17 protein-coding genes are annotated in these 23169 nt (G+C 30.5%); 10 read left to right on the plus strand and 7 right to left on the minus strand.

Annotated features, from left to right (window positions below):
- Nucleotides 1–3 precede the first annotated feature (3 nt).
- The gene (locus WHD08_RS10220) at nucleotides 4–513 is read left to right on the plus strand and encodes a hypothetical protein (protein ID WP_208890912.1); all 510 of its coding nucleotides are present in this window, start codon (nucleotides 4–6) and stop codon (nucleotides 511–513) included.
- Nucleotides 514–933: 420 nt separating this feature from the next.
- Here WHD08_RS10220 and WHD08_RS10225 read toward each other — a convergent pair whose 3' ends face one another.
- Nucleotides 934–1227, minus strand: coding sequence for a thioredoxin family protein (locus WHD08_RS10225; protein WP_165734271.1), 294 nt, complete (start codon nucleotides 1225–1227; stop codon nucleotides 934–936).
- Nucleotides 1228–1314: 87 nt separating this feature from the next.
- Nucleotides 1315–2538 carry a metallophosphoesterase gene (locus WHD08_RS10230; RefSeq protein WP_208890911.1) on the minus strand — a complete coding sequence of 408 codons (1224 nt, stop codon included), beginning with the start codon at nucleotides 2536–2538 and terminating at the stop codon, nucleotides 1315–1317.
- A 148-nt stretch (nucleotides 2539–2686) separates the two neighbouring features.
- Here WHD08_RS10230 and polA point away from each other — a divergent pair, with 148 nt between their 5' ends.
- The 9 genes from polA (at nucleotide 2687) to hemG (ending at nucleotide 19095) form a co-directional block, all read left to right on the plus strand.
- A complete protein-coding gene (gene polA / locus WHD08_RS10235; protein WP_208890910.1) occupies nucleotides 2687–5548 on the plus strand; it encodes a DNA polymerase I in 2862 nt (953 codons plus the stop codon).
- 10 nt (nucleotides 5549–5558) lie between these two features.
- Nucleotides 5559–6365 (plus strand): N-acetylmuramoyl-L-alanine amidase, encoded by an 807-nt coding sequence (locus WHD08_RS10240; RefSeq protein ID WP_208890909.1) that lies wholly within the window; start codon nucleotides 5559–5561, stop codon nucleotides 6363–6365.
- A gap of 75 nt (nucleotides 6366–6440) precedes the next feature.
- Nucleotides 6441–6830: a hypothetical protein gene (locus WHD08_RS10245; protein ID WP_165734267.1), complete on the plus strand. Its 390-nt coding sequence runs from the start codon at nucleotides 6441–6443 to the stop codon at nucleotides 6828–6830.
- A 503-nt stretch (nucleotides 6831–7333) separates the two neighbouring features.
- Entirely contained in the window at nucleotides 7334–9478 is a 2145-nt protein-coding gene (locus WHD08_RS10250; RefSeq protein WP_208890908.1) for an ATP-binding protein, read from the plus strand.
- A gap of 252 nt (nucleotides 9479–9730) precedes the next feature.
- Nucleotides 9731–9856, plus strand: coding sequence for a hypothetical protein (locus WHD08_RS10255; RefSeq protein WP_290247752.1), 126 nt, complete (start codon nucleotides 9731–9733; stop codon nucleotides 9854–9856).
- A gap of 89 nt (nucleotides 9857–9945) precedes the next feature.
- Nucleotides 9946–13668, plus strand: coding sequence for a sigma 54-interacting transcriptional regulator (locus WHD08_RS10260; RefSeq protein WP_165733857.1), 3723 nt, complete (start codon nucleotides 9946–9948; stop codon nucleotides 13666–13668).
- Between the two features lie 591 nt (nucleotides 13669–14259).
- Nucleotides 14260–16149 carry a T9SS type A sorting domain-containing protein gene (locus WHD08_RS10265; protein WP_240915502.1) on the plus strand — a complete coding sequence of 630 codons (1890 nt, stop codon included), beginning with the start codon at nucleotides 14260–14262 and terminating at the stop codon, nucleotides 16147–16149.
- A 2-nt stretch (nucleotides 16150–16151) separates the two neighbouring features.
- Entirely contained in the window at nucleotides 16152–17621 is a 1470-nt protein-coding gene (locus tag WHD08_RS10270; RefSeq protein WP_240915503.1) for a hypothetical protein, read from the plus strand.
- 919 nt (nucleotides 17622–18540) lie between these two features.
- On the plus strand, nucleotides 18541–19095 hold the full coding sequence (gene hemG / locus WHD08_RS10275; protein ID WP_165733859.1) for a menaquinone-dependent protoporphyrinogen IX dehydrogenase: 555 nt from the start codon (nucleotides 18541–18543) through the stop codon (nucleotides 19093–19095).
- 230 nt (nucleotides 19096–19325) lie between these two features.
- Here the strand turns inward: hemG and WHD08_RS10280 are convergent, their stop codons facing one another.
- From WHD08_RS10280 to WHD08_RS10300, 5 genes are all read right to left on the minus strand, one after another.
- Complete coding sequence (locus tag WHD08_RS10280) at nucleotides 19326–21398, minus strand: hypothetical protein (RefSeq protein ID WP_208890907.1); 2073 nt, start codon at nucleotides 21396–21398, stop codon at nucleotides 19326–19328.
- A gap of 287 nt (nucleotides 21399–21685) precedes the next feature.
- A complete protein-coding gene (locus tag WHD08_RS10285; protein WP_165733861.1) occupies nucleotides 21686–22090 on the minus strand; it encodes an acyl-CoA thioesterase in 405 nt (134 codons plus the stop codon).
- A 79-nt stretch (nucleotides 22091–22169) separates the two neighbouring features.
- Nucleotides 22170–22559, minus strand: coding sequence for a NifB/NifX family molybdenum-iron cluster-binding protein (locus tag WHD08_RS10290; RefSeq protein ID WP_208890906.1), 390 nt, complete (start codon nucleotides 22557–22559; stop codon nucleotides 22170–22172).
- Nucleotides 22556–22735, minus strand: a complete 180-nt coding sequence (locus tag WHD08_RS10295) for a DUF5320 domain-containing protein (RefSeq protein ID WP_208890905.1) — start codon at nucleotides 22733–22735, stop codon at nucleotides 22556–22558. The genes WHD08_RS10290 and WHD08_RS10295 overlap by 4 nt, the downstream gene beginning before the upstream one ends.
- 3 nt (nucleotides 22736–22738) lie before the next feature.
- Nucleotides 22739–23146, minus strand: coding sequence for a DUF134 domain-containing protein (locus WHD08_RS10300; RefSeq protein WP_208890904.1), 408 nt, complete (start codon nucleotides 23144–23146; stop codon nucleotides 22739–22741).
- Nucleotides 23147–23169 lie beyond the last annotated feature (23 nt).

A 23169-nucleotide genomic window follows, 5' to 3' on the forward strand; every position in this document is an offset into this window, starting at 1 on the left:
ATAATGAAAAACCTATTCTCCATTTTAATCTTACTTGTTTTAGTAAGTTGTAGCAGCAAAACAGACAAAAAAAATAATTCGATAATTGGAATGGAATCTTCTAACAGAAATTTTAAAGATATACCTCAACTTAAAAAGTTTGTAAAAGTAAATGATACCACCATTTATGAAAATAATCTAGAAAATAAATATGGAATTCTGCATTTAAAAAATGAATCAAAAAATTTGGTGATTTTTAAAGGCATTTTAACCGACTCCCTAGATAACGTTACCTATAAAATTTTAGATACTTTAAGCATTTCTAATTTAAAGAAACCTGAATTTATTACCATAAATTATTGTAATCTTAAAAATGATAATAAGGCAAATATTATTGCCATTGTAGATAAAACAGATAGTTTAAAAATTAAGAATATTAAAAAAGTTTGGATTGCAAATACAACTTCAGAGAAAATAGAACTAGAAAACAACTTAAACCGAATTGATTGTTTTAATGAGTTTTTTACTAAATAATAAATGTCAAGAAAATTTTAGATAATAAGAAAAAGTAGATTAAACTCCCAAATGTCATTTCGAAATGAGCCTTTTCGGCGATTGAGAAATCTCATAACAATTGAAATACAAAACGAATCTTCCTTATGCAATTTCTCCCAAAAGTTCGAAATGACAAAACTACATGTCATCAATTTCGTTTGTAATTTTACAAAAAAATAACATACTAATTATCAGTAAACACTCACTCAATCCTTACAATAAGAAAAGTTAGCAAACATGTTCTAGCCTTGATTGAACCTTTCGACAAGCTCCTTCCTTTTTCGGTCAGTTATAGTGAATTTCCAAGAACAAAAAAGATGTATCGAGAAGAGAAAAAGAAAGAGATAGCCTTTCTGCCCCCTCAAGGTAAATTCAAGTAGGAAATAGCTTCTAAAAAGATTAAAGATACTTTAGCACTAAACCAATTAAAGTGTTTGCGTCTTGAGCACCTGTTTGACGCCATTTCATTTCGCCATTTTTATAAATCATAAAAGTAGGATTTCCTTTTACAAGTAACGCTTCTGCAAGCGCTTCATTTTTAGCGATGTCAATCTTAATTACTTTGGCTTTATCACCTAAAACGGCAGCAACATCTCTTAAAGTATGTACGGTATCATCTACCTCGCTCCAATCTTTATAAAAATCAATTAGAACAGGCTTTTCAGCACTTATTAAATCACCAAATTTTGCCATAATATAGATTTTTTAAGGGGGAAAAACGTATAAATAGTTACTTGTAACTTAACAAATATATAGAAAACTAATTAAATGCTCTGAGGATCAGCCTTTTTTCAATTCTATCACTGTAATTTCTGGCCAAATACCTACTCTACCCGGAAATGCATGATACCCAAAACCTCGGTTTACGTTTATAAATCTACCTGCTTCTTCATACAAACCTGCCCATTGTTTGTAGACATATTTTGAAGGACTCCATTTTAACCAACCCGGAATTTCAATCCCCATTTGCAAACCATGTGTATGACCACTTAACGTAAGTTGATAGTTAAAAGGGTCTTCTTTCACTTTGTACTCCCAATGACTTGGATCGTGACTCATTAAGATTTTAAAATCTTCTTTTTTGATGTTTGCAGACGCTCGTGATAAATCTCCTGCTTGGTTGAATCCTTTTCCCCAATTTTCTACGCCTAACAAGGCTATTTTTTGTCCGTCTTTTTCTAAATAACGATGTTCGTCTAGCAATAAATCGAACCCAATCTTTTGGTGAATGTCTTTTACTTTTTGAAAGTTATCTATTTTATCTTGCGGATTGTCCCAATCCATATAATCGCCATAATCATGATTACCAAGAATGGAATATTTACCGTCTTTTGCTTCCAACTTATCAAAAACGTCCATCCAGTTATCCATTTCATCTGCTTTATTATTCACAATATCACCTGTAAATAACATTATGTCCGATTTTTGCTGATTTATCAAATCGACGCCATATTGAATTTTTTCTTTGTTAGTAAAACTCCCAGAATGAATATCTGAAATTTGTGTGATTGTATAACCATCAAAAGCATCTGGTAAATCTTTAAAACTTAATTGGTATTTTAAAACTTTGTAGTTGTATTTCCCTTGAATAATTCCGTAAATGAAAGCTGCAAATGGAATGGCTGCCAATCCTAAAGCAATCTGCGAAATAAACTTTCTTCTACCTACAAGTTGTTTTGTTTCTCCGCTTGAAATTGCAGAAAATAATTTTAAAACCCAACGATATGCATCTTCCCCAAAAAGCAAGATGATAATCACCAATTTAGGAATAGAAATTGTAAGCAACAAACCAACAGCCATTTGAAACTGCGGCGTTTGCCCTACGCTTCTAGAATATGTTAAGAAAGTGATGAAAAAATTAATATATACCGCGATACTTATCAATAAAAAAGAATAACGAACTATTTTACTTTTAGAAACTGTTTTAAACGCTTGAAACGTATAAATTTCTACAAGCGTGATAACAATTGTTAATATGATTAAAGGAAAAACCCAACGTGGCATAAATAAATTTTAAAATGTTGGCAAAGGTAGGTTTTTAAGTTTCGATTGGATTTTAACGTCTTGTTAAAGTTTTGTACCTTTCTCGCATCTCAAAAAACACTATTTTTGAGGTCAAATTTTCATCAATTTAAACCACAAAACAAATATAATGTCAGATCAAAAAAGAGTTTTTTTAGTGGATGCTTTTGCATTAATTTTTAGAGGATATTATGCTTTTATAAAAAACCCAAGAATTAACAGCAAAGGTTTAGACACGTCTGCAATTATGGGGTTTATGAACTCGCTTTTAGACGTAATAAAACGTGAAAGACCAGATCATTTAGCGGTTTGTTTTGATAAAGGCGGAAGTGTAGACAGAGTAGAAATGTTTGAAGCTTATAAAGCCAACCGAGATGAAACTCCGGAAGCTATAAAGTTAGCGGTTCCTTACATTCAAGAAATCTTAAAAGCCATGCACATTCCTATTATGGTAAAAGAAGGTTTTGAGGCAGATGATGTTATTGGAACACTTTCTAAACAAGCAGAAAAAGAGGGTTACAAAACCTATATGGTAACGCCAGATAAGGATTTTGCACAATTAGTTTCTGAAAATATTTTTATGTACAAACCTCGTTTTGGCGGTGGTTACGATATATGGGGCGTTGATGAAGTGAAAGAAAAATTTGGAGTTGAAAATCCGGAGCAAGTCATCGATTTCTTAGGAATGATGGGAGATTCTGCGGATAATATCCCAGGTTTACCTGGAGTTGGAGAAAAAACAGCTAAGAAATTTTTAGCTGCTTACGGTTCTATGGAAAATCTTTTAGCAAATACACACGAGCTAAAAGGAAAAATGAAAGAGAAAATAGAAGCAAACGGAGAATTAGGTTTACTTTCTAAACAATTGGCAACAATTATGCTGGATGTTCCTGTAACTTTTGACGCCAAAGATTTTGAATTAGATCAGCCAGATAAAGAAAAAGTAACAGAACTTTTTAACGAACTAGAATTCAGAAATTTATTAACCAATTTCTTAAGAACTTTTGCTATTGAAAATGCTGAAAAAGCAAATTCTGCCGAAAATTCTATAGATGTTCCTTCGAATGCAGTTGAGAAGTCATCAACTAAAAAAGCAACTCCAGTTCCTGAAGGTCAGTTTGATTTATTTGCGGCACCAGGAAGCGGAAGCGTTTCTGAAGAAGAAATTGCATCTGGTTTTAAATCGATAAAAGATACGAATCATTTTTATCAACATATAGATTCGCCTTTTGCTAGAAAATTATTACTGAATAAGTTAATGGAGCAAACTTCGGTTTGTTTTGATACAGAAACTACAGGTTTGAGAGCTCTGGAAGTAGAATTAATCGGAATTGCTTTTTCTTACGAAGTTGGTAAAGGATATTATGTTTCTTTTCCGGAAGATCAAGAAGAAACCAAAGCAATTTTAGAAGAATTTCGTCCGTTTTTCACATCCGAAGGAATTGAAAAAATTGGGCATAATTTAAAGTATGATATTAAAGTATTATCGAATTATGAAATGCCTGTAAAAGGGAAATTATTTGATACCATGATTGCGCATTATTTAATCAATCCAGATATGCGTCATAATATGGATATGTTGGCAGAAACGTATTTGAATTATCAGCCCGTTTCTATTGTAGATTTAATTGGTAAAAAAGGGAAAAATCAACTTTCTATGCGTGTTGTTCCGGTTGCAGATCAGACTGAATATGCAGTGGAAGATGCAGACATTACGTTTCAATTGAAACAACTTTTTACTGGTGAATTAGAAAGTGGAAATGTTTCTACTCTTTTTAATGATATTGAATTGCCTTTAGTTTCGGTTTTAACCGCCATGGAAATTGAAGGAATTAACATTAATATCGATTTCTTAAAAGAATTATCTGTTGCCTTAACGGATGACATCAACAGACTTGAAAAAAATATTTACGAGCAAGCAGGCGAAGAATTTAATATTGCTTCACCAAAACAATTAGGAATTGTGTTGTTCGAGAAAATGGAGTTGGTTAAAAAGCCTAAAAAGACAAAAACGGGTCAGTATAAAACCGGTGAAGATATTTTATCCTTCTTAGCAAAAGATCATAAAATTATAAGAGATATTCAAGAATATCGTCAGTATAAAAAATTACAAAGCACGTATGTAGATGCCTTACCAAATGAAGTGAATCCTAAAACAGGAAGAATTCATACGGAATACATGCAAGCGGTTGCTGCAACGGGAAGATTGAGTTCTAACAATCCGAATTTACAAAACATTCCTATTAGAACTGAAAGAGGAAAAGAAGTTCGAAAATCGTTTATTCCTAGGGATGAAAATTACGTGTTGTTAGCAGCAGATTATTCTCAAATAGAATTAAGAATTATTGCGGCTTTAAGTGAAGAAGAAAACATGATGGAAGCTTTTAAAAACGGGGAAGACATTCATGCTTCTACCGCTGCAAAAGTTTTTAACGTTCCGTTGGATGAAGTTACAAGAGAACAAAGAAGTAACGCCAAAACAGTCAATTTCGGAATTGTATATGGAGTTTCGGCATTCGGATTAAGTAATCAAACTGATTTATCTAGAAGTGAAGCAAAAGAATTAATTGATACGTATTATGAAACCTATCCGAAGTTAAAAGCATACATGGCTGCACAAGTAGATTTTGCTAGAGAACATGGCTATGTAGAAACTATTTTAAATAGACGTCGATATTTAAAAGACATCAATTCTAGAAATGCCATGGTTAGATCTGGTGCAGAAAGAAATGCTGTAAATGCTCCTATTCAGGGTTCTGCCGCAGACATTATAAAACTAGCGATGATTAACATACATAATCGTTTTGAAAAAGAAGGTTTTAAATCTAAAATGTTATTACAAGTGCATGATGAATTGGTTTTTGATGCGCATAAAGACGAGTTAGAAATTATTAGACCAATTATTAAACACGAAATGGAAAATGCTTTTAAAATGAGTGTTCCTTTAGATGTTGAAATAGGAATTGGAGAAAACTGGTTACAGGCACATTAAAAATTAAACGATGAAATATTTAAGACTTTTAATCATCATTACCCTATTTGCTTCGTGTTCTAAAAACATCTATCAAGTATCTAAAAATACGTATCACAAAAAGGCAAAACAACTCGGAAAATCTCTCGTTAAAATTGCCCCAGACACCATAGGAAACAGAACGACTAAAGTTATAGAATCTCAGAATTTTAATTTGAGAAAACCTAATATTGTTGTCATACATCACACGGCTCAAGATAGCTGTATGCAAACCTATAAAACCTTTGCTTTAGAGCGTACACAAGTAAGCTCTCACTACGTAATTTGCGATGATGGAACCATTACACAAATGCTACACGACCTGGTTAGAGGTTGGCATGCTGGTAATGGAAGTTGGGGTAAAAACACCGACATAAACAGTTCTTCTATTGGTATTGAATTAGATAATAACGGTACAGAACCTTTTTCTTATGCTCAAATTAATAGCTTGACTTCCTTACTAGAAAAACTGTCTACAAAGTATAAAATACCTGCGCAAAATATTATTGGTCATTCTGATATTGCTCCTGGAAGAAAAACAGATCCTAGTGCATTATTTCCTTGGAAATCATTAGCAGAAAGTGGTTTTGGAATTTGGTATGATGAAGAAGATTTAAAAACGGTAACACTTCCGGTAGATTTTGATACTACTTTGGCATTAAAATATATTGGCTATAATACTAGCAATATAAAAAATGCTATTTATTCTTTTAAACTTCATTTTAACTCAGATGAAGTATCTCATGAATTATCAGAAAAAGATAAAAAGATATTATTTTTAGTGATGAAGGAAGTTTAAACTATTTTCATCAATTATTCTTTACACCTCACTTTCTACTAAAACTTGTAGAGAAACTTATTAAAACACCCTAAAATGGAATTAGATTATATTGAAAACATAGACGGACACGATCAGAATATTGTTCGTTTGTACAATTTTGACAAAGCAGAAGCAATTCTATTTAGAGACTTAATTGTAGATACCATTATTGATAAAAAACAAAAGTTAGATTTAGCTACCTTAGATTTTATAACGCCACGTAATTGCAATTTAATCTTCGGGTTATTTAAAACTGATGAAGGAATTTTAACCAAAGATAACGAAACTTTTTTCTGCATTTTAACCCTAGAAGGGTTTACAAATATGGCAAGACTTTTGGAGCCTTTTTGCAAAAAAGAGTCTAAAGGGTATGAGTATTTATATGAAATTGACAACCCTACAGATTTATTATTTTGTCCTACGGCTACTTTTGATGAGGAGTGAATAATCTTATAAATATTTAACTCTAGTGAATCATTCTTTTGCCATCCAATATTCAAATAACCTATAATCAACTGAAAAAAAAACAAGTTGACACTATTCTTTTTTATACTTAAAGAGCTGTAAAACTGAAAAGATTTTTTAAAAAACCACCAAATATTTATCTGAAACAAAACAATCATAGATAGGAAGGTCAGATTATTGTCCAATTTACATATAATATAAAATTAATTTAGCTAATAAGATCAATTAAGGATACTAATCGTAAATTATTAATTGGAATTATTAAAGATATCACAAAACGTAAAAAAGCCAAAATAGAATTAGTTAAGTTTAGAAATGAGGTGGTTAATTCTAAAAACACTAAACTACAATGAATGAATAAACTATTTATTGGAAGAGAGTTAAGAATGAAGGAACTGAAAAAGGTAATTAAAGAATTGAAGTTAAAAAATGATGAATAAAATTAATAAAAACATAAAAAGAACCTTTTAACTTTGTTAAATATGAAACGTAGTGCTTTTTATTCTTTTTTTAAAAAACCTATTGTATTGGGTTCTATAACTTTTATAGTACTACTTGTAGTTACGCAATATATAGCGTATCAAAAGTATTTATTAAATGAAAATGAGCAAAAAAAAGAAGTAAATAATAGAGTAGATTTAATTAAAGAAAAACTACAAACCTTAGTAATGTATAGCTACTCTGCAACAAAAACACTAGAGTACATTGTTGAAAGAAATGGAGTGCCAAACGATTTTGATAACATAGCTATAGAGTTATTAGATAGAAACAAATATTTTAACGTTGTAGAACTTGTTGATAGTAATGGTGCTATTACACATGTTTATCCGTTAAAAGATAATGAAGTAATTGGTTATAATATTATAAAAAGCATTGAAACTAGTAGTGGTGCGCTAGCTACTATAAAAAAGAAAGATTTTTTTATTGCTGGTCCAATTCGTTTAAAACAAGGTGGTGTCGGTATGGTTAGCAGACAGCCTATTTTTATTGAGAACAAATTCTTAGGGTTTTCTGCCGTAGTTACTACCTTATCTGCTTTTTTTAATGATTTAAATATAGATACCGTTCTTGATAATAGTTATACTTATCAATTATCAAAAGTAAATAACGTAACAGGTGAAGAAAATTATTTTTTAGATGAAGATGTAACGTTGTTTAAAGAATATGCTGTTCCCATAGAAATATCATCTGGTGAATGGAAACTATATGTAATACCAACAACAAAAACATTTGATATAGCAATAGGTTTTGCTATATTTGGTTTAATTATTACCTTTTTAGGCGGCTGGAGCGTTTGGTATTTCACAGGGCAATCTATACGTCTAAACGAACTAATTAAAGAGAAATTACTAGAACAAGAAGCACAATTAAAATTAGTTCATGAAACCTCTAGCGCACAAATAGAAAAAAGTGAATTGTTGTATCGTAGTCTTACTTCTAACGCGCCAGTTGCTATTTTTAATACAGATAAGCTTGGTGCTTTTACGTATGTAAATGAAGAATGGACAAAGTATTCTGGAATAAATCTTGCCGAAGCTTGTGGTTTTGGTTGGCAAAAGGCAATTTATCCCGATGATAGAGACAGAGTAACTAAAGAATGGCAAGAAACCATTGTAAAAGATACCGAGTTTAAATCAGAACTTAGATTTCAAGATAAAAAAGGTAAAATTACTTGGCTTCAAGCAAAAGCTGTTAAACTTGTAGATGCAAATAATAACATGTATGGCTATATAGGTATTGCATCAGGCATTACAGAAAGAATTAATTACGAAAAAAAATTACTAGTTTATAAATACGATTTAGAAAAACAAGTGGACTTAAGAACCAAAGAGCTTCATGATAGTAAAGAAGCCTTGCTAAACCTTCTAGAGGATATAAATTTTCAATCGACTCAACTAGAGAAAGAAAAAGTAAAAGCGCAGTCGGCAGATTTAATGAAGTCTGCCTTTTTAGCAACCATGTCGCATGAATTAAGAACACCAATGAATTCGATAATTGGTTTTACAGGAATATTATTAAAAGAATATCCAGGACCACTAAACCAAGATCAAAAAAAACAACTGTCTATGGTTAAAAACAGTAGTAAACACCTATTAAGCTTAATTAATGATGTATTGGATATTTCTAAAATAGAAGCTGGAAAATTAAAAGTATCTTATTATCCTTTTAATTATTTAAAGACCTTAGAAAAAACAATAAATTTCTTGTTACCACAGGCATCTAAAAAAGGACTTACCATAAATTCAGAAATTTCTGAAATAGATATAACTATAAATAGTGATGAACGAAGAGTAGAGCAGGTATTACTTAATTTACTATCTAATGCTATAAAATTTTCATATAACGGCACAATACTAATTAAGGTAGATGTGGTAGATAATTTAATTATTACTCAGGTAATTGATCAAGGTATTGGTATGGATAAAAAAGATCTTAATAAATTATTTATGCCATTTATACAACTAGAGGGAGGTTTAAGTAGAAGTCATGAAGGCATAGGTCTAGGTTTGGCAATTTGCAAAAGTTTAGTCGAGAAATTAGGCGGAACAATAAAAGTGCAAAGTGAAATAGATAAAGGAAGTAACTTTACATTTACACTACCTTCAAATAGTGATGAAAACAAATAACCTCTTAAAAACCTAAAAATTTAATAATTTATTTAATTTTAGTATATTTATAATTGAAGCATTTGGTAATAAGAACTCTATGTAGATTATTTTATGAAACAAACTATTTTAATAATTGAAGATAACGAGCAGAACATGTATATGTTATCTTTTTTGCTTAATCAAAATAATTATACCATAATTAAAGCATATAATTGATTAGATGGCCTAAAGTTTGCAAATGAAAATAATCCTGAAATTATTTTAATAGACATTCAACTTCCAGATATGGATGGTTATGAAATATGTACTAAACTAAGACATAACGGCCTACCTACAAATACAACTATCATAGCAGTTACATCCTATGCTATGGGGGCGATAGAGAAAAAGCAATAGAGGCAGGAGCGAATGGCTATTTAGAAAAACCCATAGATCCAGATACCTTTGTAAATCAAATGAAAAGCATTATTAAGACAAAATAAAAAATGAATAAAAAGACTATTTTAATAGTAGATGATACTTTTGAAAACCTCTACTTACTTAGAGTAATCCTTAAAGAAGAAGGTTATAACGTACTTGAAGCAACTAATGGTAGTGAAGGATTAGAAAAACTACAAAAAAATAGTAATGTAGATCTTATTATTTCAGATATTTTAATGCCTATTATGGATGGGTACTTGTTTTGTCAAGCATGCCAAAAAGAAAAGTTGTTTGAAAGTATTCCGTTTGTTTTTTATACCTCAACCTACACAGAACGTTCCGATGAAGAATTGGGCTTAAAATTAGGGGCTGCGCAATTTTTAAGAAAACCAATTGACCACGACGAATTACTTTTAACCGTAAACCATATTTTTAATAATAAAGAAGAGCATGAAGAGCGAGTAAAAAAAGAAAAGATTTCTGAAAATGAGGTTTTAAAACTCTATAGTGAGCGACTCATTAATAAGTTAGAGCAAAAAAGTTTAGATCTCGGTAATGAAGTTCTAGAACGAGAAAAGGCACAGAAATTATTAATACATAAAAATGAAATTTTAGATTTAATTTCTGTAAACACTCCTTTAAACGAAATATTTGATCAATTACTTTTAAATTTTCAATCTATATACCCAGATTATATTGGCTCTATTAGTTTGTTAGATGAAGATGGTAAACACCTTAATCTAGAGTCTGCACCTTCCCTACCGATATCTTATAGTTTAGCTATAAAAAGGCTTTTAATTGGTAAAAGTGCTGGTTCTTGTGGCACTGCTGCATTTACTAAAAAACCCGTGATTGTTGCAGACATAAGTACAGATAAGTTGTGGTTAGATTATAAAGACCTTGCATTAAAACACCATTTAAAGTCTTGCTGGTCTATTCCAATATTCTCAAAAGACAAAAAAGTGTTAGGTACTTTTGCTATATATAGTAAGCATATAAAGGCTCCGTCTCTAGAAGATATTCACGAACTTAATTTTACGGTAAATTTAGTATACATAGCCATTGAAAAATCTTTAATTGAAGCAGAAATAAAAAAGAAAGATGAGTCTTATATAGCATTAATAGATCAAGCTAGCGATGCTATCATTTCCTACTCTTTAGATGGAGAAATACACCTCTTCAATAAAGCAACTTATATAAATTTAAGCTATACCAAAAGTGAGTTTTTAAAATTAAAAATTCAAGATCTAATTGTTGGAGACTTCATGCATAAAGCAAAGAATCACAATAAATTACTTTTAGGAGAAGCTGTAATTTTTGCTAGAAAACTTAAACGAAAAGACAGGTCCCTATTAGATGTAGAAGTGTCTGCAAAACTTCAAAAAGACGGTAAAATACTTGCCATTGCTCGTGATGTAACGAAACGTAAGGAAGCAGAAAGAAAGCTTAAAGAAAGTGAATACTATTTAAGGCAATCTCAAACAGTTGCCAATATTGGCTCGTATGTATTAGATTTAAATACTGGTATCTGGGAAGGTTCTGCAGTATTGAATAATATTTTTGGTTTCCCAGAGTCCTATGTAAAAACAATAGAAAGTTGGAGCCATCTTATTCATCCGGATGAGAAGGACGAGATGTTAAATTATTTTAAAAAAGGCATTGGAAGTAATGTAAGATTTAATAAAGAATATAGGCTGTTGAAGCCTAATACAAAAGAAGAAATATGGATACATGGTATAGGAGAGTGGATTTTTGATAAGGAAGGAAATGCCATAAAGTTAATTGGTACCATGCAAGATATTACCGAACGCAGAAAAGCAGAAACAGACTTAAAACTTGCTAAAGAATTTAATGACAAGCTAGTTATGTCTATGCAAGAAGGCTTACTAATTCTTGACATGTCTGGTAACATTATTAAAGTAAACGATTCTTTGTGTAAGCTTCTTGGCTACTCAAAAAAAGAACTTATTGGTTTAGAGTTTCCACATCCCTTTTCTAATTTAGAAAACTACGATAAAATTCAGGAATTAAAAGAAAAAGTAGCAAAAGAAGAAGCCCCTTTCTTTCAATTAGAATTAGTGAGGAAAAATGGCACACCATTTTTGGCCTCTTTTTTATCGGGTACTATTAAAAATGATAATGGAGATGTAATAGCTATTTTTACAACCATTAAAGATATCTCTGAAGAAGAAAAAGCAAAGAGAGTTTTAGAAGATAATGCCAAAAAATCATTAGAAAGAAAAAATGTTATTATTGAACTAGCTAGCCTAGTAGGTTCAGACTATAAAGACGCATTAAATAAAATTACTGCACTTTCTGCAAAAACATTAAATATAGAAAGAGGAAGTATTCATAAATTTAATAAACAAAAAACTGCAATGATCTGCGAAAAATTATACACTCGAAAAAGTGATGATTTTGAAAGCGGACAAGTACTTAGTAAAATAGGAAACGAAAGATTTTTTGATACCTTAATAAAAAATACAATAGTTACCGCTTCCCATGCCTTAACACATGAACTTTCAGCAGGGTTTCTTAAAGATTATCTTATTCCATTAAATATAAAATCTAAATTAAGTATTCCTATTCAAGGTATCGATGAAGTCTACGGAATTTTATGTTTCGAAGAAGTAGATAATACACATCTATGGACTACAGATGAAGAAGAATTTGCAACTTCTATTGCTAACTTAGTGTCTTTAATGATTCAGAGTGCAGAAAGAAAATTGGCAGAAAAATCATCTGTTTTAGCAAACAATCAACTTACAATAGCCAATAAGGAATTACATCGTTTACGTAACCAATTAGAACAAGAAAATGTATACCTAAGAAATGAGTTAGATCTAGTATTTAACTATGAAGAAATGATTTATGGTAGTAATGAGTTTAGTAATGTTTTAACAGAAGTAGAAAAGGTAGCACCAACAAATGCTACAGTTTTGCTTTTAGGAGAATCTGGAACAGGAAAGGAATTGCTAGCCAGAGCTATTCATAATACTAGTTTACGTAACAATAAGCCATTAATTAAAGTAAATTGTTCTGCAATTCCTAGAGAACTAATTGAAAGTGAATTGTTCGGACATAAAAAAGGGTCTTTTACAGGTGCAATTAGTGATAAAATAGGAAAATTTGAATTAGCAGATAAAGGAACTTTGTTTTTAGATGAAATAGGAGAGCTACCATTAGATATGCAACCTAAAATATTAAGATTTTTACAAGAGGGAGAAATTGAAGTTGTTGGTGGCACCACAGGATTAAAAAAATTAGATGTTAGAGTTATTGCTGCTACCAATCGAAATCTAAAAGACGCTATTGAAAAAAAGGAGTTTAGGGAAGATTTATATTTCCGTTTAAATGTGTTTCCAATAGAAGTACCTCCTTTAAGAGGTAGAAAAGATGATATTCCTTTACTGATAGAACATTTTGTAGATAAATTTAATAAAGCTTACGGAAAAAGTATTAAGTATATTACGGATGATGCAATGAGTCAGTTAAAAGCATATAAATGGCCCGGAAATATTAGAGAGTTAGAAAATCTAATTGAGCGAGCCTCTATTTTATCAAACACAGATACACTGGCTATCCCAGGTTTTGAGTCTTCTATACAAAAAGCAAAACCAATCAATAATAAAAACTTAAGTTTAGATGCTGTACAACGTAATCACATCATACAAGTACTAGAACAATGTAAATGGAAAATTAGTGGACCTCATGGAGCTGCAGTTGTATTAAATTTAAAAGCAAGTACCTTACGCGATAGAATGACCAAACTGAACATAAAAAAATAAATAAAATTAACGGAATACCGTGAATAAATGCATCTCATCTAAAACCTACACGGTATAGCAATTTTACCTTTATCCGTTAAAAAACAAATAACACCCACAAACAACTGAAAATCATTATTTTGTGTTTTTTTTTGTTTTTAAATGATTTTTGGCATTTAAATTGAAATCTGTTTTTAAAACATAATAATAACAATGGAAAACTATTGGTTTTAATACTTCCTTTAATTTTCTAGCTAATAAATCAAAAAATGAAGAAGGAAGTGCTTTGATACACTTTCTTTGTTAATTCTTATTATTTAATCCCCCATTTTTATTCCTTCAAAATTTTATGCAAACATCAATTCCCCCAGATGCAGTTTTTAAAAACCTTTTAAGCTGCAGTGCGCTATTATACTAACTACAACACAGTATATAACTAGCTTAACTAATTTATGGTAAAACCTTTTTTACTATAAATTAACTATGGCAATCTGCCATACATAGTACTAACCCCCAACCCCCTAATCCATGAGAAGTAAACACTTTCTTTTTTACTGCCTGCTTCTATTTAACTTTTTATGCAGTTATGCACAAATAGTAAATAAAGGCATATTGCAGATTACAGCATCTACAGATGTGTATTTTAAAAACGAATACACGAATAAAAGTACTGGAACCCACAAAAGCAACGGAAACCTTTATTTAAACAATAATTTTATAAATAACGGAACCACGACATCCGCATCAGGAACCACGTATTTTAAAAGCATCACAAACCCATTAGTAACTATTTCGGGTACTTCAAAAGCTATTAATTTTAATAATCTAGAAATAGATATAACAGCGACAAATACAAAAGGAGTATCTGTAGCAGATGGTTTTGCTTTAAATATAGTGAACTCCTTAAATTTAAGGAGTGGAGATGTTCGGTTAACTGGTGAAGCCCAACTTATTCAAACACATGTAGGTGCAGACGCAAATACAATAGGCTCTGGTAAGGTTTTAATAGACCAACAAGGATACGCCTCGGCTTATAAGTTTAATTACTGGTCGTCACCAATAAATAATAGTGGTGTATTTTCTTTAGTAAGTGGCAAGTTTGATGGTACAGATGCTAGTATTAATCCATTTAATCCGCAGGAAATGTTATTTAGCTCTGGTTCACCATACAATGGCTCACCATCGGTAGTCGATGGTAGCAATAACGTCAACACTGCATTGACCATAAACACCAGATGGATTTATAAATACTTACAAAGCGGTGGCTGGGTTTCTTTAAATAATAATAGTGGTTTAAATCCTGGTGAAGGCTATATTATGAAAGGAACAAATACGCTTTTGGTAGATCAAAATTACACCTATTATGGCGCACCAAATAATGGCGAGTATATAGTGCCAATAAATTCTGGAGAAGAATCTTTGTTAGGCAACCCATATCCTTCTGCTTTAGATGCAGATCAATTTATTAATGATAACATATTGCTTTTTGATACGCTTTATTTTTGGGTAGATGGAGGTTCAACCTCACATAATAAAACAACTTATTTAGGTGGTTATGCTATGCGTAATTTATCTGGAGGCACACCTCCATCGATTGCATTATCGTCCCCAGGAGGTTTAGGTAATTCCTCTAGTGTAGCACCACCTTCACAATATGTATCAGTAGCTCAAGGTTTTTTTGTTTCTGGCTATGCAAACGGGTCTATTGTTTTTAATAATTCGCAAAGGGCATTTAAAACAGAATCTTCAGAAGATGCCCATTTTTATAGAGCTGATGACACAGAAGTAAATACAAAAGAAAATAAAGCGATTGGTGCTGATAATCAATACATCAGATTAGGCTATCAAGATCCCGAAGGATTTCATAGACAATTACTTTTGGCTTTTTTACCAGATACTAGTGCAGATATTCACTATAATTTTGGCTATGATGCCATAATAATTGACAACAGAGCAGACGATCTATTTTTTGTAATTGACAACGACTTAAATAATACGTTCGCTATTCAAGGTGTTCATAATTTTAATAAAGCATTAGAGTTTCCTTTAGGATTATTTATTTCGGAAACTGGTTCTCATGAAATTATGATTGATGAAGTAGATAATTTTGAAAACACCATTTATTTAAAAGACAATGTTTTAAACACTACACATAATTTAAGCGATTCCAACTTTCAAGTGAATTTACCAATAGGAGAGTATTTAGATAGGTACTCTTTAGTTTTTTTACCCCAAGAATCTTTATCGGTTTCCGATGATAAACTCTTGAGTATAGGTGTTTTTTATGATGGTAATAAACACATTGTACTGAATAATACCGCTAGAGTTAAAATAGAAAGCATAAAAATATTCAACGTTCTAGGGCAAGAAGTTTTAGGCAGAAATAAAAATCTAAACAATAAAGATAAGCTGCAAATACCGTTTAACCAAAGCAAAGGAATTTATATAGCAAATATAAAAACGAGTAACGGCAAATTAACTAAAAAAATATTAAATTATTAATTATGAAAAATTTAAACTTAAAAATAGCCATATTAACAATAATAACGGTTATTAGCTTTAACTATAACGCCTTCTCTCAAGTTGGTATAGGTACAGTAACACCAGACGCTTCCTCTATGTTAGATATTAGTTCTACAGAAAAGGGTATGTTAGCACCAAGAATGACAACAGCAGAAAGAGTAGCAATAACAACCCCTGCTAATGGTTTGTTAGTCTACGATATTTCTGAAAATGCATTTTATTTTTATCAATCAAGTACTTGGGTAAAAATGAAGTCAGAGTCGGCTTCTAGAGTAAATCATAAAATAATCAAATCTGCAGCAGACTTAAGCGAAGAACTTGCAGCTGGCAGCGGCAATAAGTATTTATTAACCACCAATACATTATATGAAATAAACGGAACAGTTACTTTAGCACATTCCATCGATTTAAATAATGCCTATTTAATTGGTTTAGATACTAATGAAGATATATTAGTAAATTCTGGAGGAACTATGTTTGTAAGTTCTAAGGGAGGAACAATAAAAAGCTTAACGCTAAAGGCTTCTGGAGGAACTATTTTTAATATGACAGGTAATAGCACTTATAGTTTTGTTTTTAGAGATTCTATTGTTGTTAATTCTGCTTCTATAGGTACTATTGATGGCTATGGACTCGTATTTTTTAGTATCGTTCAGTTTTCTGGAAATACCACAGGAATAACATATAGTAATATTTCAGATTTGTTATTAAGTAATATTGGTTGGTTCTCTAACAACTCAGGAACCTATGAAACATTAACGGGAACTTTTGACATTGTAGAAAAACAAGGTGGATTTTCAGAGTTAAATGGAGCTGCTATTGGTTTAGATGTGAGTTCTAATCCCACAGTAGGGAAAGGTATATTAACAGGTGCCAGTTTTAGTGGTACTAGTACTCAATATGTAAAAAAATATACCGTTGGGTCTTATTCAGGATATAGTTTTAATAATGCATGGACCGTAGATTGCCCTGGGTTACCTGTAGAATCAGACCAAGTGGCATCTGGTAATATTTATTATAACGGAAGTATTACTAATGGATTTGGGCAAAGCCTATCTAATTATATCCCAATAAATTTGTCAGGAAATAGTAGTACAAACTCAACAACTGCAGTTAATTTATTAAGAATGTCTTCTCCTCAAGATAATAGATTAACCTATTTAGGACAAAAAACAAGAACGTTTCAAATAAATGCAACTCTGTCTGTTAGAGGTGATAATAGTATTGGTAATTATTATGCATTTTTTATTAGAAAAAATGGTTCAGAAACTTTAACGGAAACAAATACTTTAATGCGTGTTAATAATACATCAGATATTTCTAGTAACGCTATTTCCGGTACTGTAAAGCTAGCTCCAAATGACTATATAGAAATTTGGGGAAAACGACTAACTGGAAGTACTGGTAATACTTTAATATCAATATTTTCTTTAAATATGAATATCAAATAAAGTAGTAGTTCCTTAGTGTAAAGTATCTTCTATTTTAAAAATAAAATAGAAGATGTTTTTTTAGTTTTAGATAAGTGTAAACTTGACTTCTAAATTTACAAGACAATCATTTATATTTATATTATTACCTCAAAAATATTACTAATTTAGATCTGCTTCGGCTTGGGTGGTACTTATAATTTATTTGAGTGTTTTAAGTTTATAAGAAATTAACGGTATACCGTCAGTCAACTCTTTTTGTACTCAAATTGTACAATATATTGTTATCTAGTAGTTCTAAAAACTTTAAAACCTAAGAAACGAAACAACAAGTGCTTATAAATAGTTTTTTGCATTTCTATTGGCATTAGCTTACAAGAATACAAGGGCATAGCAAAAAGCACTAATAATATAAGTATATCCTAGAATAGTAATAAAATTTTTTTAATCGCAGTTAGGCCCCCAAACCTATTTAACAAAAAATCCCGATTCAATTGAATCGGGATTTTTATTTTTACTGACATTTGAAATCACGTAATTAAAAGAGGTAATCTAAAAAAAGGTCAACCTATACACATATATTATAGTCTTATAGACGGATAATCTTAAGGATATGGAAATCATTAAAGATTGAACCTAGATCAGAATAATGCTCTTAATTCAACAATTCTGGATTGTTAAGAATCAATTCTATCTTTTTTATTATTACAGTAATTTCATTCATTTGTGCTTCTATATTTCTAAAGAAGCTCCTTTAAACTTATTAGAAAGGCCTGAGTTTAACAACGAGTAGAGTCTTTTTTACTTTATCTACAGAAAGTGCTTCTTTATTTTTAAATAACAAAAAACTCCACTGAATTTTGTAAATTAGTAGTCTGTAAAACAGGAACATTTTGCTGTAATAAAGTAATAATTAAAAGCAAAGTGGCAAAAGAATGTTATGGAAAGAAAAATCGGAATTATTTACTCTTCTATAGACGGACAAACAAAAAAAATTTGTGAAGAACTAAGTGCTCATTTCAAGAAAGATCAAATAAAATCAGTACTATTTTCAATTGAGAATTTTAATGGTAATTTACCTGAATTTGACACTTTAATAATTGGAGCAAGCATTAGATACGGAAAACACAACAAACAAGTTTATGACTTTATCTTAAAAAACAAAGCGCAGCTTAAAGAGGTAAAAACGGCTTTTTTCTCCGTTAATTTGGTTGCAAGAAAAGAAGATAAAAATACTCCTTCTACAAATCCTTATCTCATTAAATTTATAAAAGAGATAAACTGGACTCCTGATTTATTAGAAGTGTTTGCCGGAAAATTAGATTATAAATCATATTCATTAATTGACAGGATTATGATTAAATTAATTATGAGATTAACTGATGGGCCTACAAAATCTAAAGAACCAATAGAATTTACAAACTGGAAAAAAGTAAACGATTTTGGTATTAAAATAAGTCAGGGTTATAAAAATATTACCAACTTAACTATTTAAAGTCGCTTTAAAATACTTTTTTAGTTTTTGACTATTATAATTATAAAAACAACATGTCTCTCCGTAGCTTTTGAGTACTTTATTTTGGTTACAGAATGTCCTTCGACAAGCTCAGGAAGACATTTAGATTTTCAATTGATTTAGCGATGACAGAATAAAGTTAAATTGGTACAACAAACACATTACCCTGTAAGTTTAATCACAAAGTAATGGTTTAATACATTAAAAAATTATTTCAATAATTCTGGAGTATTAAGAATCAATTCTATTTTTTTGATAATTACAGTAATCTGACTCAATTGTGCTTCAATATTTCTAAAATAAAGACTGATATCTCTATTTACCCAACTTTCAGAAATTACTCTAGCACCTAAGCTAATTCTTAAAACTGCACTCTGTATATCGTCTTCAAACTTTACGTTTACGGCCTGCCCAATATGACATTTTTGTGCTGCAAGTCTTACAACTTCTAAAGGAGCTCCTTCAAATTTATTGGAAAGATCAGAATTTAAAAGTGTATAAAGTTTCTTTACCTTATCCACAGGTAAAACTTCTTTATTTTTAAGTATGAAAAAAGGAAAAATAGTTCGGATATTTCTTATTCCAAATTCTTCGTTATTATTTGTATTTAAATTAGACTCATAACCATAAACAGGTTCTAAGAAAGCAGCCTCTTTAATAGAATCTTCTACAAAATTACAAAACATTTCTATCCCCATATTTCTATATAAAATAGGTGTTTTATAATATCTTTCCATCTCTACAATTGCAGCATTCCAACGCATATAAGATCCATAATTAAATCCGTCCGATAATTCTTTAGAACAAAACCAATTAACTGGCCAATCAGAATGATTAAAATATTGCGTTAATCCTTTAGGCAACTTCTTTTTGGCATCAGTAATTTGCTGACTCACACATTCCGGAAAAATTAATGCTCCAGAATACGGAGGTCCTGTAAAATATTTACTTCCAGTAATACTAACAATATATCCCTTATTTAAATAATTCTGAATGTCTGTAGGATCTAATCTTAACTGCGCAGCATCAATAATTACTTGCAATGAAAGGTCTTTAAGATCATCTATTTCTTGCATCATTTTTACACTAGGTGACTGATACCCTAATTTAGAATGATCCATCACATGCAATACAACCTGTCTTCCTAATTTATGAGTTTCTGTAATTGCGGTATAAACTTCTGCATCTAATTTTTCAGTTGATTTTAATGCTCCTTTTTCATCTCTAAACGGAATTTTAATCAAATCGACGTCTCTAAAACCTTCCAGTTTATCGCCTTTGTTTACTGGAAAATTTAAAGCTGTATTATTTTCGAAATGACATCCTTTTAATGCTGCTGGTACTCCACTACCCGTTTCATCTGAAGCAACTAAAATATGTGTAATTTCTTTGTCGGTAACAATTTGACTAATAGCTGCTATTTGAAGTGATGAATCTGTACCTGAAGGAGAAAAAATTATTTCGCAAGCGTCATTTAAAGTAAAAATTTTCCTCAAATTACTTTTTAATAATTCAGAAAATTCTATCGCACTTTCTTTAAATCCATTTTTTAAGCTATTCTTAATTAAAATACTTCTTGCTTTATCTGTTTTATCAAAAGCAAAATTAGAAACACTAGTTGCTGTAGAAGAGGCAAACGTAAAAGCTTCTGGTCGTGGAAAAGGTCTGCAACCATATTTATTTAATAAAGCTATTTCATCAATATTTAATCTATGGTCTCCTCCATCCATTAACAAATACTCTGTAGGTTTTGCAAGGTTATCAACAATAGGTTTCCAAGATTTTTCAAATATTTTATTTCCTGTATTTAATCCATGAAACGCTTCTAATTCTTCATGCTCTAATAAAGATTCAGCACTTAAACTATCTTCATTTTTAATCAAATTAATTAAAAAATAATCAACATTTTCTAACTTTTCTTTATCCTCTTTAGGTAATAACTTATAAAAAATTCTAGTTACTTCTAAGGCAGCAATATTACATAAAGAAGTATCTTTCTTCTCACTATCTAAAGACTTATACCAAAGCTGCCATTCTATTCCGTATCGTAAATAAACCAATGCCAAAACTGGGTTTCTTAGATATAAAGCACCAATTATTATCGATTCATTCGGAACAATTTTAAAAACTTTTGGTACCGTATTAGAAGTAATAATATTAATGTTATTTATTTTTGGTACCGTATTAAATCTCTTTAAAACATGAACTAGATAATTAATATTTTCTTTTTCAAATAAAGAAGTTCTTTTATATTGATCTTCTATCGCTATATTATTTGTCATAAGTGCTTTATTTTAAACGTTTATTACAACGTCGCTTTCTCTAATGAGAATGTTTTACGGATTATTTAATCTGTAAATATTTAGTATTTTTTCAGTTGCAAAACTCTGAAAAAAAAGGGTTAATTAATGAATTACTTTGTTAATTTTTTATTTATATAAACTGCAATACCACAGAACTGTCTCAGTTTTTAACTCTGTATTATTAAATCAATTACAAAAAGAGACTGTATAGGTTTCTAACCAGAAATAATTAGCTTTTAAAATCAATCATTTTACACAGTTACATTTTAAAAATAAGTAGCTAATTTCTTTTCAATAAAACTTGGAATTCTTTTAGGCAAACGAGACTGAATATCTACAAAAACAACATCTAATTTAGCTTTACTTAGCAACTCATTTTGTTCATTTGTTATTTCAAATTCAAAACTGAAACGAACCTTTGGCATTTCTTTGATAATTGTTTTTATGGTAATCAACTCATCAAAGTGAGCTGGTTTTCTGTATTTTATATCAAAAGAAATTACAGGTAACATTATTTGATTTTCCTCTAACTTAACTTCATCTAAATCCAATTTTCGCAATAATTCATTGCGTGCTTGATGACAATAAATTACATAATTGGCATGGTATACATAGCCCATTTTATCGACTTCCCCATAACGAGGTCTTAATTGAAAAAGATCAGTTATCATAACAATTCTGTTCTGGTTTCTCACCATTAAGTTGATGCCTCATCTTACGCTTTTTAGTCTTTAAATAATGTAATAATTACTAATGATGACATGCGTGTGCATGTCCTTTTTTATGTTTGTGATCATGACTTGCACAACTAACATCAGTATCAGTAATTTTTCCTTCAACAAATTCTAAAATTACGTCTGCAGATTTACCAGAACAACCGCGTACTACACCAATACCAGCAACCACTAATTTACTCATTGCACTATCACCAATATTACCTGCCAACATAAATGTTACACACTCCTTTACTAAAACACTAACAATATTAGATTTACAACCACACTTACCATCCGACTCTAACAATTTTAAGTCTAAAATTTCATTTGTATTAGAAAAAGTATAGATTTCATAATACTTACATCTTCCAAAATGGTCTGCAACCTTGTTGTCTTTTGTTATTGGTATTGCTATTTTTTTCATAACGAATCATTTATTTTTACTATTGTTCTCCTATTGTCTTTTTTACGTCTTCCTTTTCTAAAGGGCCTATTTTCTATAGATTGATTAACATCAGATTTGTTTTTTCTACATTCCCCTAATTTCATTCCTGTTTTTGGTCCTAAACCTTCAGGTCCTTTATTATCAAAATTCGGCATATTCTATTCATTTAGATTCACTAACTCATCTTTATCATTGGTAGGGCAATCACCACATGTTGTAGGATTTGTAACACCGTCAATTAATTTAAAACACGTTTTGCATTTGTACCAATCTTTTTCAAATTCGAAGTTCCCTCCTTTAATAACAATCGATTTCCCCTCCACAAAACCTTGTGCAATTTTTTTTAAGGCACTATTATAAATTCTAGTAAGCGTAGGTCTAGAAACCTCCATTTTTTCCGCCGCAGCATCTTGAGAAAGATTATCATAAATAACCAATTTTACCGCCTCATATTCTTCATACTGCATATCGACATGCTCCGTATCACAAAACCGAATTCCAAACGGTTTAAAACCCAGCATTTTTGGTGGATGATTTACTTTTCTTTTCTTATGAGGTCTAGGCATCTCTTAAATTTTACACAAAGTTA

The organism is Polaribacter sejongensis (assembly GCF_038024065.1).
Lineage (GTDB): Bacteria > Bacteroidota > Bacteroidia > Flavobacteriales > Flavobacteriaceae > Polaribacter > Polaribacter sejongensis.